The following is a 13,127-nucleotide window of genomic DNA, read 5'->3' on the forward strand; positions in this document are numbered from 1 at the left end:
GGCAGCCCTCCCGTTTACCCCGGCTCTTCGCCCCAACGCCGTCCGATCGTGTGTTCGATGCCCAACTGGTCGAGGATCCGCGCCACGATGAAGTCCACCAGATCGGCAATATCCGTGGGGCGATGATAGAAGCCGGGCGCCGCCGGAATCACGACGGCACCGGCCCGGGTCACCGCGGTGAGATTCTCGAGATGGATGAGCGACAGCGGCGTTTCGCGCGGCACGAGGATCAGCTTGCGGCGTTCCTTGAGCGCGACATCGGCCGCCCGCTCCACCAGGGACCGCGACGTGCCATGCGCGATCGCACTCACGGTGCCCATGGAACACGGACACACCACCATGCCACTCGAACGCGCCGAACCGCTGGCCGGCGCCGCACCACGATCGGTGTCGTCGAACACCCGGACCACTTCATCGAAGCTGCCCGCCACTCCGCCCACCTCGGCATGCGCTCGCAGCGCGGACAGGTTGGCGATATCGCTCTCCGTCTGCAGCAACCGCCAGCCGTGCCCCGACACGATCAGCCACGTCGGTATGCGCAACATCACCAGTGCCTGCAGCAGGCGCACCGCATACGGCGCCCCCGACGCGCCGGTGATGGCCAGCGCCACGGGGTCACGCGGCATCCAGCGTTCGATCCCGGCCGTCATCGACGCACTCCGAGCAGCAGACGCGCGGCGAACACCACCGTCAGGAATCCCATCGAGATCATGCCGTTCATCGTGAAGAATGCGGCGTCCACGCGGCTGAGATCGTGCGCCTTCACCAACCGGTGTTCCCACAGCAGCATCGCCGCCACGCCGACCACCGCCACCCACAGCACCGCAGTCACGAAGGAGGGCGTCAGCCCCAGGGGATGCGCCGCCATGACCCCCGCAAAGCAGGCCACGGCCAGCACATGCAACGTGCGCGCAATGCGGATGGCCTTCACCACGCCGAACGTGCTCGGCACACTGTGCAGCCCATACCGCGCGTCGAACTCCGCGTCCTGCAGCGCATAGATCATGTCGAACCCGCCGCTCCAGCACACCACGGCAAGCGCCAGCACGCAGAGCAACCACCACGGGTCGCTCCACTGTCCGGTCACCGCGAGATAGCCGCCCACCGGAGCGATCGACAATCCCAGCCCCAGCCACAGATGCGACCAGCGCGTGAACCGTTTGGTGTAGCTGTATCCCAGCACCCAGAGCAACGCCACGGGTGACAGCGCAAAACACAGCGGATTGAGTCGCCACGCCGCATAGAGGAACAGCGCACTGGTCACCACGATGCTCACCCGGGCCTGCGTGAGCGTGAGCGTCCCCGCCGGCAACTCCCGCATGGCCGTGCGCGGATTGAGCGCATCCACATCACGATCGACGAGGCGATTGAAGGCCATGGCGGCGAATCGCGCGCTGGTGAACGCCACGATCACCCACCACACGATGGCCGGCGTGACGGGCGCCACGGCGCTTGCGAACAGCACTCCCACCAGCGAGAACGGCATCGCAAACACCGTGTGCGGCAACTTCACGAAGTTGACGAGCCGCACCGGCAGCGACTGCCCCTGCATGAGCTGGCCGTCGCGCGCGCCCGGTGGTGGAATGATTCCCGGTGCCGTGCCCATCATCGTCCTCCGGAGAGACCCGGCACCAACGGGCCGAGTCCCAGACTCGCCCACTTCGCATCGACTGCGCGCTTCGTGGCGTCGTCCATCCCGATCACCTTGGGCCAGGCCCGCGTGAAGCCCTCTTCGGGCCATTTGCGCGTGGCATCGATGCCCATCTTGCTGCCGTAGGTGAACGCCCGGCTCGCATGATCGAGCACGTCCACGGGCCCCATGGTGAATCGCACGTCACGCTGTGGATCCATGTTGTTGAGCGCCACCCACCACGCCTCCACCGGATTGCGCACGTTCACCTCCTTGTCCACCACCACGAGCACCTTGGCCAGCGACATGAGTCCCTGCCCCCACAAGGCGTGCATCACCTTGTCGGCATGGCCGGGATATTTCTTGTCGATGCTCACGAACACGAGGTTGTGGAATCCGCCCTCGGCCGGCATGTGATAGTCCACGATTTCCGGCGTGGTGAGCTTGAGCAACGGCAGGAAGATGCGCTCGGTGGCGTGTCCGAGATAGAAGTCCTCCATCGGCGGACGCCCCACGATCGTGGTGGCGTACACGGCCTCCTTCCGCATCGTCACCGCGGTGACGTGCACGCGTGGATACAGATCGGCCTCGGAGTAGAATCCCGTGTGGTCGCCGAACGGGCCTTCCACGACGAGTTCCTCGGCGGGATCGATGTAGCCTTCGATGACGATCTCCGCGTCGGCCGGTACTTCGAGATCGTTGGTGACGGCTTTGGTGAGCCGCACCGGATCCTTGCGCAAAAAGCCGGCGAACAGGAACTCGTCGATGTTGGGCGGCAGCGGTGCACTCGCCGCATACATGCTGGCCGGATCGGATCCGATCACGATGCACACGGGCATCTTCTCACCGCGCTCGGCCATCTGCCGCATATGCTCCGCACCGGTCTTGTGCCGCTGCCAGTGCATGGCCACATGACGTTTGCCGAGTTGCTGCACGCGATACATGCCCACGTTGCGGATGCCCCGTGCGGGATCCTTGCTCACCACCGCCGTCATCGTGAGGAACGGTCCACCATCCTCGGGCCAGCAGTGCAGCACCGGCAGTTTGTCGAGATCGATGTCGTCGCCCTGCCAGACGATCTGCTGACACGACGGCGCGCCGCCCTTCACCCGCGGCGGGAACTTCGACACCTCCATCAGACGCGGCAACAAGGACAGCTTGCCCAGCAATCCATCGGGCACCTTGAGATCCATGAGCTGCGTGATGCGTGCCCCGATCTCGTCGAGCGACTCGACCCCCAGCGCGATTGCCATGCGACGCATCGAGCCGAAGAGATTGATGGCCACCGGATACGCCGAGGGTGTGCCATCCCGCAGGATGGGCCGTTCGAAGAGCAAGGCCTTGCCACCGCCCGGCATCTTCGAGACCCGATCGGTGATCTCGGTGATCTCGAGATGCACCCGGGCCGGTGTGGTGATGCGATGGAGTTCGCCGGCCCGATCGATGGCGTCGAGGAACTGCGCGAGAGTATCGAGAGACATGACGCGGGGCTGGATATCCGTTCAGGCGGTACCGACGTGGATGGCCGCGATGCCGAAGCTGAGACGTTCCCAATCGACGGTCTGATACCCGGCGGCGCGCATGCGATCGGCCAGCGCGGTCTCAGTGGGGAATTGCGCCACCGACAGCGGCAGATAGGTGTAGGCCGAGCCATGTCCACTCACGAGACGACCGATGAGCGGCAGGATGCGGTGGAAGTAGAAGAGATAACCGGCGCGCACGATGGCCAGTCGCGGCGTGGAGAATTCGAGAATGACGAACCGGGCGCCCGGCTTGAGGACCCGGCGCACCTCGCGCAGGCAGGCGTCGAGATCGGCCACATTGCGGATGCCAAAAGCCACGACGGCCCCGTCGAAGGCGGCATCGGTGAACGGAAGCTGCAACGCATCCGCGCCCACCGGGGCGAGCCTGTCGGCCGGTGCCTTGCCGATGCCCTGTCGCAGCATGGGCACCGCAAAATCGGCACCGATCACCCGGCCCTCGAAGCCGGTCTGTCGGGTGAGCATGGCGCCCACGTCGAGCGTGCCGGCGCAGAGATCGAGAAAGGTGCCGGTGGGATGCGCCGTCCACCCCAGTCGGGCCAGTGCCCGTCGACGCCAGCGTCGATCGATGTTCAGTGAGAGGACGTGATTGAGCAGGTCATACCGCGGCGCGATGTCGGAAAACATCTGCTGCACGTAGTCCCGCTTTCCCTCGCCCTGCGCGGCGGAAGCGGCTACGGAAGCAGCTGACGGCGCGGCAGCGGTCGTGACGGAGTGTGTCCCAGGCATCTCGAAACATCCAATCACGGCCGAGTGCGAGCAAGCGGTGAATCACACCGTCGACGACATTGTCGTGGCCGACCGCTGGTCGCGTGGGCCGCGTGGGACTAGTTTTGCCCCTGCGCATGCCGATTCTCGACGAGCTGGGAACACTTCCTGATGCCGACGTGGTCCGCCTCGCCCAGCAGGGGCGTGAGCTCGCCTTCCGCGAGCTCGTGCGCCGCTACGAGCGGCCCGTATTTTCGCTCGTCTATCGCATGGTGCGCGATCGGGAGACGGCGGAGGATCTGGCCCAGGATGCCTTCATCAAGGTCCTGAATCACATCGACCGCTACAGCCCCGAATTCAAGTTCTCGAGCTGGCTGTTCAAGATCGCCAACAACGTGGCCATCGATCATCTCCGGCGCCGGCGCGTCGAGACGATCAGCATGGATGGCAGCCCGCATGCGGCCACGGCCTCGGAGGTCGAGGCGACGTCGCTGGAGCTCGAAGCCGACCAGGAAAACGCGCTCGAAGAGATCGAGGCCCGTGAGCTGGGATCGGCCATCGAACGGGCCATCGGCGGGCTGCGCCCCGAGTATCGCGCCTGCATCATGTTGCGTCATGTGGAAGGCCGATCGTACGAAGAAATCGCGACGACGCTCGACCTGCCGCTCGGCACCGTGAAGACCTACATCCACCGCGCCCGGCACGAGTTGCGCCGGGCCCTCGAACCGCTGCGGGAGTGATGGATGGGGCCATGGGCGTGACGCCGGATGGCGATCCGGAGGCTTCCGGGTCGGATCCGCGCCGAACGCCAGCGCCGCAACCACACTCCGCGTACCCTCTTGAAACCTGCCGCCAGCCGTCCCCGTAATCCGGTCATGGAGGCCACGATGCCAGACAGACACCTCAGACCCGACGAAATAGAGCTCCTCCTCGATGGCGAGGAAGGATTCGGCGTGGCGCCCCTTCGGGCTCACGTCCGTTCGTGTTCGTCATGCCAGACCGAGCTCGAACAGGCACGGGAGCTGATGGTCGCGCTCGATGCCCTTCCCGATTTTGTCCCCTCGGCCGGTTTCTCCGACCGGGTGATGAGCCAGGTGCAGGTGTTCGAGCCGTGGCATGCCGCGGCCACCCGCACGGTGGGGCAGCTGGTGCCGGCCACCCGTCCGGCGCGTATTGCCGCCGGGTTCGGCGCGGCGGTCACGGCCGGTCTCGCCACGGCGGGCGCCACCTGGGCGGTGGCCCGCGCCGACATGGCGGTGGTGCTCACGCAGCTCGGTCTCGAGCGGTTCCGTGAACAGGTCGTGGCGGCCGGTTCCGATGTGATCAGCACGGTACTCGGCCAGCCCGGTCTCGACGCCCTGCGCGGCAGTTCACCCGAAGTGATGGCGCTGGCCGCTGGCGGCTTCGTGGCGGCGGCGGGGATGGGTGTGGTGGGCATCCGCGCACTGGCGTCCACGACCCGGACCGCCCGCTGAACGGGGTGTCAGTCCGATGACGGCCATCACCTCCAGTCTCGTCGCCATCGCCGGTGTTTTTGGCATCGGCATGATCATCGGTCTGGTCGTGCTCATGACCGCCGAGGAGGCCCTCGTGGCCGTGGCCAAGACGGCGGCGCGGGATGTGTCGGGCAGCTTCTGGGCCGGCGTGCTCACCCAGCTGCTGGCGGTGCCGGCGCTGGTCGTGCTGATCGTGGCCTGTGCGATCACCATCATCGGTCTCCTGGCCATCCCGATCGCGGTGCTGGCGTGGGGGCTCGCGCTGGCCGGTGCGATCACACTGGGGCTGCTAGCCGTGGCACTGGTGATCGGTCGGGCGCTGGCCGGCAGTGGTCAGGGCTCCGAACGCAGCGCCGCGGTGCGCGGGCTCACGGTGGGCATGCTGGCGCTCAGCCTCATCTGGGTGGGCGCGGCGCTGGCCGCCAGCCTTCCGGTGGCGGGTGCACTGGCCCGTCTCGTGGCCGTGGCGTTCACGTGGGCCGTAGCCACTGTGGGTATGGGCGCGGTGGTGAAGTCACGCATCGGCGTCTCGCGTCTGAGCGTGCAATTCGGCCGTTTCGGCGGCGCCCGCTGGAGCGCCCGCTGGGCCCCGGCGTCCACGACCACCACCAACGAAATCCAGGTGCCCGTGAGCTGGCAGACGCCGACGCCCGTGCAGGGGGTCGTGGCGGCCCGGCGGCCGGTGGACAACGCGCAGGGGACGGGGAACGGGGCGGAGCTGTAGGGCTTCGCGTCGGTTTTCGGTTTTATGTGGGTTGGAGGTTTGGGGTGAAACAGCCGGGTTCCGGGTCATGTGACCCGGGACCCGTGTCGCTTAACCCGGTTGTTCATCCCCAAACCCTGAACTCACAACCCGGGACGCACCGGCTCCCAGCAGCGGATTCTCACACCGCAGCCCGCGAAACCGCTGGAAATCGCGACGCGCTACTCCTCACCCGGAACCCACGACCCGGCGGTGCCCCTCAACACCCGTGAACCCGACCCCCGAACCCCCAGTCATTCACCCGGGCCCCCATCCGTCAGGTTTTCCCCGGCCTCAGCGCCGTTCCACTCCGACGCCCCGCATGCCTCCACGACAATAGGTTGAGCACACCGCCGATGTCCTCGGCTCCCGTATCCGCACTCGTCGAATCCATGCGTACTCCATTCCTCGTCGCGGCAGCTGCGTTGTCGGCCGCCTGCACGCCCGCCCAGGACGCACCCAAAACCCCGCTGGACCAGGCACAGCAGCAGGCGGACGCCGAGGCCCAGATTGCGGCGCACCAAGCGCCCATGCTCGCTGTGCTGGACAGCGGCAACACCGAGTTCCGCGCCGGCAGATATGACGCAGCGCTCACGCACTACTCGAAGGCGAGCACCCTCGACCCCGCGTCGGCGTCGCCGTATTACGGCGTGCTGATGGTGGCGCAGAAAACAGGCCGGTCGTCACTCGCCGACAGTGCCACGCGCATGATCCGTCAGCTCTCGGGTGAGAACGCGGTCGGACACGCGGACCCTGCCGCAACGGCCAGTCCGCATGCCGGCGTCATCCCCTCGCATCCCGTCATCAAGCCGCAATAGGCACGTGCGGGCGCTCGACGGCGGGACTTCGCACTTCGCCCAGCTCGATGGGCAGCGCGATGCGGACCAGCATGGTCAGCACGAACATCCCCAGCGCCCAGATGCCGGCGCACACCGTGATCTCGATGAGGCTGGGCGTGTATTCGACCAGTTCTCCGAGCGGAGAGGGGAGGAAGCCCGGCACGACCAGTCCCATCCCCTTTTCGATCCAGATCGCCACGAACAGCAGGATGCAGGCGGCCATCAGTGAACGGGGGTTGCTGCGCAGCGGATGCACCATCAGCGTGACCGTGGCGATGACATTCATCGCGATGGCGGTCCAGATCCACGGCACGAGCTTGGCGTGACCATGGAGACCGAAGAACAGATACTGTGCGTTCACGCCGTGATGGGTGGGTGAGTAGAACTTGTAGAACAGTTCCGATCCCAGCATCACCAGGTTGATCTGGGCGGTCACGGTGGTGATGAGCGCCAGTTTCGCAAAGGCGCCATCGGCAATGGGATAGCGCGTGTGCGTCTTGATGATCCACAGCAGGACGATCACGAACGCCGGGCCGGCGGTGAACGCCGAGGCCAGGAATCGCGGACCGAGCAACGCATCGTTCCAGAAGGGGCGCGCCGGCAGCCCCGCCAGCAGGAATGCCGTGACCAGATGGATGCTGACGGCCCACATCACGGCGATGTACATCCACGGCAGATACTTCTTCTTCTCCGGCGCACGTCCCGTGTACTTCATGTAGATGATGTAGAACGGGATACACAGGTTGAGGGCGAGGTAGCCGTTCAGCACCACCACGTCCCAGGCCAGCAATGAGCGTGGCCAGTTGAGATGGCCGATCAGCGGAACGAGGTGCCAGCTTCCGAAGGGGTTGCCGATGTCCACCACGACGAACGCCAGGCACATGAGCAGCGCCGCGACGGCCACCGCCTCCGCCATCAGGACCGCCCGCCCGAAGTCGACATCGTGCAGGATGTAGGCCGGGAGCACGAGCATCATGGCGGCCGCGGCCAGTCCGACGAGGAACGTGAAGTTGGAGATGTAGAGTCCCCAACTCACATGGTCGGTCATGCCGGTCACGCCGAGGCCGTCTCGGAGCTGCAACGCGTACGCCACCGCACCGGCCGCCATGACGCACACCAGCGATCCCATCCAGATGTGATACCGGCGCCCACCACTGATGATGGCCGAATGAAAGGCATCCTTGATGAAGTGCCTGATGTGGATCAGCATGTCAGTCGGTCAGTCGGTGAAGTACCAGAAGCGCGGCTCGGTCTTGAGATCTTCCTTCAGGCGGAACACCCGCTTGTTCTCGAGCACCCAGCGTATCTCCGAATCGGGATCCAGCAGATTCCCGAAGACCCGCGCGCCGGTCGGACAGGCTTCCGCGCAGGCAGGCAGCCGACCCTGCCGGGTGCGATGGATGCAGAACGTGCACTTCTCCACCACCCCCGTCTTGCGAGCGCGGTTGCCGAGGTAGTGCTGATTCGGATTGAGTTCCTCCGCCGGAACGTCGGGGGCACTCCAGTTGAAGCGACGCGCCCAATACGGACAGGCGGCCATGCAGTAGCGGCACCCGATACACCAGTCGTAGTCGATGACGGTGATGCCGTCGGGCTCCTGCCACGTGGCGCCCACCGGGCACACTTTCACGCACGGCGGATCCGCGCATTGGAAGCACTGCGTGCCGAGATAGAAGTGCCCCTCGGCCGGCACCGCATGCTGGAAGGTCGCATCACCGGCTTCGAAATCGACGTTGCCGCCCTCCATCTCGAAGATGCGGATGTACTGCGTGTCGGCCTTGCGATCCAGGTTGTTCTCGTTGATGCAGGCTTCGACACAACTGCGAAACCCCTGACACTTCGAAATGTTGAACGCATAGCCGAACTCCACGCCGGGCTGCGCCTCCGTGGACTGGATCTTCACATCGACCCGGCGCGTGAGCTTCGCTTTGCGTTCGAGGCGCGCGATGGTCTCGGCCCGCTCGGTTTCGGACATGAAGCGATAGTTCTTCTTGATGTACTCACGCCACGCGATGCGCTTCAGTTCCTGACTTTCGACGCTCGTCGTCGATACCGGTGCGGGCGCGCACGCCGTCGCGGCCTGCACGCCGACGGCCGCGCCGCCCAACAGAATGCCCAGCGCGCGACGGCGATCCAGACGCTTTCGCAGGAGGCTTTCGTTTTCCGGGATGTCGCGCTCTGCCGCTGGTTTCTGGCTCATCAGTGCGAAGCCTCGGTGCGCTCGATCCGTGGAGCGCGAAACGGGATGCGGGGGTCTGTTTGCGGATGATGCGGGTTGTGGCAGTCGGCGCACCCCATGACGACACGACGCCCCTGCCAGCCATCCAGTCGCTTGCCGTGTGCGCCACCGGCCCACGATTCCGCTTGGCGAAAGTGGCATTGCGCGCAGAGTCGATAGGCGTGATCGAGTGATGCGCGCTCACCGCTCTTGAGCGCGAGCGACTCGACATTGTCCGGTGAGTGGCAGGTCGAACACAGTGCGCCCGTCTGTTGGGGATGCTCCACCCGGATGTTCTGATGCGCATCGGCGATGCGCTGATCCTCCATGCGTACGGTCCGCCCGTAGTGACAGGAGGTGCACGGGTACTGATGGAGATCCGGAGAGCGATCGCGCAACGCGTTGTGCATGGTGATCGTGCCGAAACGTCGATAGAGATCGGTCGAACGCACGTGCGTTCTGAGAGTGACTTCGAAGGGCTGCCCGCCCGGGCCACTCCATCCAACCACCGGCTCGGCGGTGACCGTGGACAGTTCCCCGGGCTGCCGCGTGGACCACGGCGACCGCAGTGCCGCATCGGCGGCGCGCTGGGCGGAATCGGTGGGCAGTACGGGCAGTCCGGCACGGCGTTCGCGTACCCGTTCGCCATCTTCCGATTCGCGCTGTCCGCTGCAGGCCACGAGCGCGAGCAACGACCAGGCACAGGCCCGCGATATCCAGGTCCGGGTCATGGGGCCGTGCTCCCGCCATCGGGTACCGCTGTTCCCTGCACGTGGCACTGGCGGCAGTTGGCTCGCTCCGGGTGGGACGTCCGGATCTCGGCGATGCTGGACGGACCGGAGTGGCACGCGAGACAGTTCACCCGCATCGGTGAATCGTGCGGGATGGGTGGCGGGAGTTGGCCGGGCATCACCTGTTGCACCGTGGGCCACGCCAGCGGCTGCCACGCCACCTCTCTGTCGCCCGGACGAGGCGACGACGGGTTGTGGCATTGATGGCAGCGCGAACTGGGATCCGTGTTGGGGAGCGGAATCGCCATCAGCCTGGCATCGCCGACATGACACTGGAGACACGCCCCCATTTCGGGATGCGGCGTCACGGGCACATACGCGTTGAAGCGAATGGAGAATCCGCCGCGCTCATGACAGGCACGGCAGGCATTCTCCCGGAATTCCTGCGGCGTGAGCCCGTGCGGAATGCGTGGGGGCGCACCGGGGTAGGCGCGCAGCAGACGATAGGTTTTCAGTGAGCGCGGATGGGCCTCACGTCGACGCGTACGGACATCGCCAATGGCGAGCATGTTCTCGCTGGTACGAAACACGTAGGCTTCGGCTGGAATGGAATCGCCGACCAGATCGTCCGGGGCAACGGTGGAGGGCCCGTGCGACGCGACGACCGGCTCGCGCCTCTCCCCCGCATGGTCGTCCGGCGCGCACGATACGCCGCCGCCCAAAATCGCCGAGAAGACCAGGAACAGCCCCGGTGCCGTGCGGGGGCGCGTGGTCATCGGGCCGTCGCTCCGGTGAGACGCTCCACGCGGACCACACACAGGGTACGCTCGGGCTGACCGGACACCGGACAGAAGGCATCGGGCATCAGTGTCGCCACGGGCACCGTTTCATCGCACCACGGCACGAAGACGACACCACGCGGCGGCTGCGAGCGATAGTCGATGCGCACGCTCGATTCGATCGCACCGCGTGCGTTGGAGAGACGCACGCGATCCTGATCGCGGAGCCCCAGCTGTTTCGCGTCTTCCACGTTGAACTCCGCATAGCTGCCGGGCACCGCGCGATGCAGTGTCGGAATGCGCTGCGTGAGCGTGCCGCGCCCCGCATGCTCGAGCACCTCCCCCGTCGACAGCCAGAAGGGGTACTCGCGAGATGGCACTTCGACGAGCGGATCGATGGGGCGAATCCAGATGCGGGCCCGCCCATCGGCATGTCCATAAAAATCGAAATCACCACGTGCGCGATCGGCTCGACGGTCATGCGCCGGATTGTAGCGCCACCGGGTTTCCGTCTCGTGGTCGTACGGCCAGGTCACCCCCGCGGGCGACCGCACGGCCTCCATCGACGGCAGCGCGGTGTGGGCGGTGGCGGAGCGCACGCGATACGCGTTCCACAACTGTTCCACATGGCCGCGGCGTTCGGCAGGGAACGCCTTTCCGTGCCCCAGCCGTCTCGCCACTTCCACCATCTGCCAGGCATCGCTCATGGCATCGCCCGGTGCGGCGGTCAACAGGTCGAAATGCCGGAGCCGACGTTCCATGTTGACATCGATTCCTTCACGCTCGAACCACATCGCCGCCGGCAACACGACATCGGCCAGCCGTGTGGTGGTGGTGGGCACCACATCGGAGACCACCAGAAACCGGTCACGGCGTTCCGCGGCGCGCCGGTATCGTCCGGCATTGGGAAGATTGGCCAGCGGGTTCGCGGCCTGCACCCACAGAAAGCGGATGTCGCCGCGATCGAAGCCGCGAAACATCTCCAGGATGTGTGGCCCGCGCGCTCCCTCGGTGGCCGGGACCCCGCCCGTCGCCGTCGACAACGGCAGCGCCCCGTTGCCCGGCGAGGCGATCTTCCCCGTCAGCAGATGCAGATTGTACAGCAGGTTGTTGGTGTACGTGCCGCGCGGTTGCTGATTGACGGCGGCCCCCCACAGCGACAGCACCTTGCGCGCGGGGTCACCGTACAACGAAGCCAGCCAGCGAATGTCGGCGGCCGAGGTACCGACGCGCGCCGGCACCGTGTCGGGCGCGAAATCCGCCAACTGCGCCACATAGTCGTTCCATGACGCCGTCCGGGCGTCGTCGTCCACGAGTCGATCGCTGGATACCCCGTACCCGACCCCGGTGCGCCCACGCGCGAAGGCGACATGGCGCGTGATGAATGGGCGATCGGTCAGATTGCGCTTCACCAGTTCGTGCGCGACGGCCTGCGCCATCGCATCGATCGAACGGGGCGCAAGCAGAATGGTGCGGTCGATCGCGTAGCTCGTGCGGGTCTTCCGTGTGGCCACCTCGACGATCCGCACACCCGGATTCTTGCGACGGCGATCGAGCATGCGCGAGAACAGCACGGGGTCACTTTCCGCGGCGTTCACATCCCACAGGACGATGGTATCGGCGTGGTCGATGTCGTCGTAGCAGCCGACGGCGCCCTCCAGCCCGAACGTCGTGCGACAACCGGCGCGCGCAGCGGCCGATGACGCCATGGCTCCGCCCGACACGCGGGACGTGCCGATGGACTCGGCGAACAGGGTGTGCGCGGCCTGGGCATCGGGGACGGTCCATTGGCTGCCGCCGTGCACCCCGACGCTGTCCTTGCCGTGCGCCGCAATCGTTTCGCGCAGCGTCCGCGCGACCACATCGAGCGCTTCACCGATCGGGACTTCCACGAGCGTGCCGTTCTTCCGTACCATGGCACGCCGCAGCCGATCGCCCACGTACAGGGCCTGCGCGGCGTAGTACCCCTTCGCGCAGGCCAGCCCGCACGCCACGGGGTCGGTGGGATCACCGCGTACCGCCACCGCGCGACCGTTCTCGATACCCACCTGCAGTCCACATCCTACATCGCACAGCCGGCACGGCACCGATTTCCACGCCGGCGCGGCATCGAAGTTCGAGATCACCGTGCCGTCACCTGGTGCCGACGCCTGTGCCGATGCCTGTATCAGCGACGGAGTCGCCATTCCAGCGGAGACGGCCGCTGCCCCCTTGAGGAACGTCCTCCGGTCGACACGTCGCGTAGGTCGCATACAGGTGGGAAATGGGATCGGGTGCCTTCTGTGCGCTGCACCGCTCGGGCGATGCCGCCTCACCCGGCCGGAACGCGTTCAAGGATCAACGCGCCGGCACTGTCCCGACTCCGTAAAACAACCTATGCCATGTCCGGGTTTTCCCGACCGGAAGAATACCCTACAGGACTCGGGGGAATCTCCGTATTGCT

13 protein-coding genes are annotated in these 13,127 nt (G+C 66.2%); 4 read left to right on the forward strand and 9 right to left on the reverse strand.

Annotation, left to right across the window (positions count from 1 at the left end; genetic code table 11):
* Window positions 1-14: 14 nt before the first annotated feature.
* From WG208_RS16770 to WG208_RS16785, 4 genes are read right to left on the reverse strand one after another with little or no spacing between them, the layout of a single operon-like run.
* Window positions 15-650 carry a flavin prenyltransferase UbiX gene (locus WG208_RS16770; RefSeq protein ID WP_337172530.1) on the reverse strand — a complete coding sequence of 212 codons (636 nt, stop codon included), beginning with the start codon at window positions 648-650 and terminating at the stop codon, window positions 15-17.
* Window positions 647-1,606, reverse strand: a complete 960-nt coding sequence (locus WG208_RS16775) for a UbiA-like polyprenyltransferase (protein ID WP_337172531.1) — start codon at window positions 1,604-1,606, stop codon at window positions 647-649. Before WG208_RS16775 ends, WG208_RS16770 begins: the two co-directional genes overlap by 4 nt.
* The gene (locus WG208_RS16780) at window positions 1,606-3,111 is read right to left on the reverse strand and encodes a menaquinone biosynthesis decarboxylase (protein ID WP_337172532.1); all 1,506 of its coding nucleotides are present in this window, start codon (window positions 3,109-3,111) and stop codon (window positions 1,606-1,608) included. Before WG208_RS16780 ends, WG208_RS16775 begins: the two co-directional genes overlap by 1 nt.
* Before the next feature lie 21 nt (window positions 3,112-3,132).
* Window positions 3,133-3,900 (reverse strand): ubiquinone/menaquinone biosynthesis methyltransferase, encoded by a 768-nt coding sequence (locus WG208_RS16785; RefSeq protein ID WP_337172533.1) that lies wholly within the window; start codon window positions 3,898-3,900, stop codon window positions 3,133-3,135.
* A gap of 116 nt (window positions 3,901-4,016) precedes the next feature.
* On the opposite strand from WG208_RS16785, the gene WG208_RS16790 reads away from it, so the two are divergent.
* The 4 genes from WG208_RS16790 to WG208_RS16805 all read left to right on the forward strand — a co-directional run bounded on the left by WG208_RS16790 (window position 4,017) and on the right by WG208_RS16805 (window position 6,935).
* Complete coding sequence (locus tag WG208_RS16790; protein ID WP_337172534.1) at window positions 4,017-4,619, forward strand: sigma-70 family RNA polymerase sigma factor; 603 nt, start codon at window positions 4,017-4,019, stop codon at window positions 4,617-4,619.
* A 213-nt stretch (window positions 4,620-4,832) separates the two neighbouring features.
* Window positions 4,833-5,354: a hypothetical protein gene (locus tag WG208_RS16795; RefSeq protein WP_337172535.1), complete on the forward strand. Its 522-nt coding sequence runs from the start codon at window positions 4,833-4,835 to the stop codon at window positions 5,352-5,354.
* Between the two features lie 16 nt (window positions 5,355-5,370).
* Window positions 5,371-6,099, forward strand: coding sequence for a hypothetical protein (locus WG208_RS16800; protein WP_337172536.1), 729 nt, complete (start codon window positions 5,371-5,373; stop codon window positions 6,097-6,099).
* A 410-nt stretch (window positions 6,100-6,509) separates the two neighbouring features.
* Window positions 6,510-6,935 carry a tetratricopeptide repeat protein gene (locus WG208_RS16805; protein WP_337172537.1) on the forward strand — a complete coding sequence of 142 codons (426 nt, stop codon included), beginning with the start codon at window positions 6,510-6,512 and terminating at the stop codon, window positions 6,933-6,935.
* Here the strand turns inward: WG208_RS16805 and dsrP are convergent.
* From dsrP to WG208_RS16830, 5 genes are read right to left on the reverse strand one after another with little or no spacing between them, the layout of a single operon-like run.
* Window positions 6,922-8,166, reverse strand: coding sequence for a sulfate reduction electron transfer complex DsrMKJOP subunit DsrP (gene dsrP / locus WG208_RS16810; RefSeq protein WP_337172538.1), 1,245 nt, complete (start codon window positions 8,164-8,166; stop codon window positions 6,922-6,924). The two genes, WG208_RS16805 and dsrP, sit on opposite strands and share 14 nt — an antisense overlap.
* A gap of 9 nt (window positions 8,167-8,175) precedes the next feature.
* Window positions 8,176-9,156, reverse strand: a complete 981-nt coding sequence (locus WG208_RS16815) for a 4Fe-4S dicluster domain-containing protein (protein WP_337172539.1) — start codon at window positions 9,154-9,156, stop codon at window positions 8,176-8,178.
* Window positions 9,156-9,905 (reverse strand): hypothetical protein, encoded by a 750-nt coding sequence (locus WG208_RS16820; RefSeq protein WP_337172540.1) that lies wholly within the window; start codon window positions 9,903-9,905, stop codon window positions 9,156-9,158. The genes WG208_RS16815 and WG208_RS16820 overlap by 1 nt, the downstream gene beginning before the upstream one ends.
* Window positions 9,902-10,681 carry a hypothetical protein gene (locus WG208_RS16825; RefSeq protein ID WP_337172541.1) on the reverse strand — a complete coding sequence of 260 codons (780 nt, stop codon included), beginning with the start codon at window positions 10,679-10,681 and terminating at the stop codon, window positions 9,902-9,904. The genes WG208_RS16820 and WG208_RS16825 overlap by 4 nt, the downstream gene beginning before the upstream one ends.
* Window positions 10,678-12,936, reverse strand: a complete 2,259-nt coding sequence (locus WG208_RS16830) for a molybdopterin-dependent oxidoreductase (protein WP_337172542.1) — start codon at window positions 12,934-12,936, stop codon at window positions 10,678-10,680. The genes WG208_RS16825 and WG208_RS16830 overlap by 4 nt, the downstream gene beginning before the upstream one ends.
* Between the last annotated feature and the right edge of the window lie 191 nt (window positions 12,937-13,127).

Source organism: Gemmatimonas aurantiaca, assembly GCF_037190085.1.
Lineage (GTDB): Bacteria > Gemmatimonadota > Gemmatimonadetes > Gemmatimonadales > Gemmatimonadaceae > Gemmatimonas > Gemmatimonas aurantiaca_A.

Excerpts from the sequence above, each read along its gene's own strand:
- WG208_RS16815 (WP_337172539.1), bottom strand. The coding sequence starts at position 9,156 with ATGAGCCAGAAACCAGCGGCAGAGCGCGACATCCCGGAAAACGAAAGC.
- WG208_RS16825 (WP_337172541.1), bottom strand. The coding sequence starts at position 10,681 with ATGACCACGCGCCCCCGCACGGCACCGGGGCTGTTCCTGGTCTTCTCG.
- dsrP (WP_337172538.1), bottom strand. The coding sequence starts at position 8,166 with ATGCTGATCCACATCAGGCACTTCATCAAGGATGCCTTTCATTCGGCC.
- WG208_RS16805 (WP_337172537.1), top strand. The coding sequence starts at position 6,510 with ATGCGTACTCCATTCCTCGTCGCGGCAGCTGCGTTGTCGGCCGCCTGC.
- WG208_RS16830 (WP_337172542.1), bottom strand. The coding sequence starts at position 12,936 with ATGCGACCTACGCGACGTGTCGACCGGAGGACGTTCCTCAAGGGGGCA.
- WG208_RS16770 (WP_337172530.1), bottom strand. The coding sequence starts at position 650 with ATGACGGCCGGGATCGAACGCTGGATGCCGCGTGACCCCGTGGCGCTG.
- WG208_RS16775 (WP_337172531.1), bottom strand. The coding sequence starts at position 1,606 with ATGGGCACGGCACCGGGAATCATTCCACCACCGGGCGCGCGCGACGGC.
- WG208_RS16820 (WP_337172540.1), bottom strand. The coding sequence starts at position 9,905 with ATGACCCGGACCTGGATATCGCGGGCCTGTGCCTGGTCGTTGCTCGCG.
- WG208_RS16790 (WP_337172534.1), top strand. The coding sequence starts at position 4,017 with ATGCCGATTCTCGACGAGCTGGGAACACTTCCTGATGCCGACGTGGTC.
- WG208_RS16785 (WP_337172533.1), bottom strand. The coding sequence starts at position 3,900 with ATGCCTGGGACACACTCCGTCACGACCGCTGCCGCGCCGTCAGCTGCT.
- WG208_RS16780 (WP_337172532.1), bottom strand. The coding sequence starts at position 3,111 with ATGTCTCTCGATACTCTCGCGCAGTTCCTCGACGCCATCGATCGGGCC.
- WG208_RS16800 (WP_337172536.1), top strand. The coding sequence starts at position 5,371 with ATGACGGCCATCACCTCCAGTCTCGTCGCCATCGCCGGTGTTTTTGGC.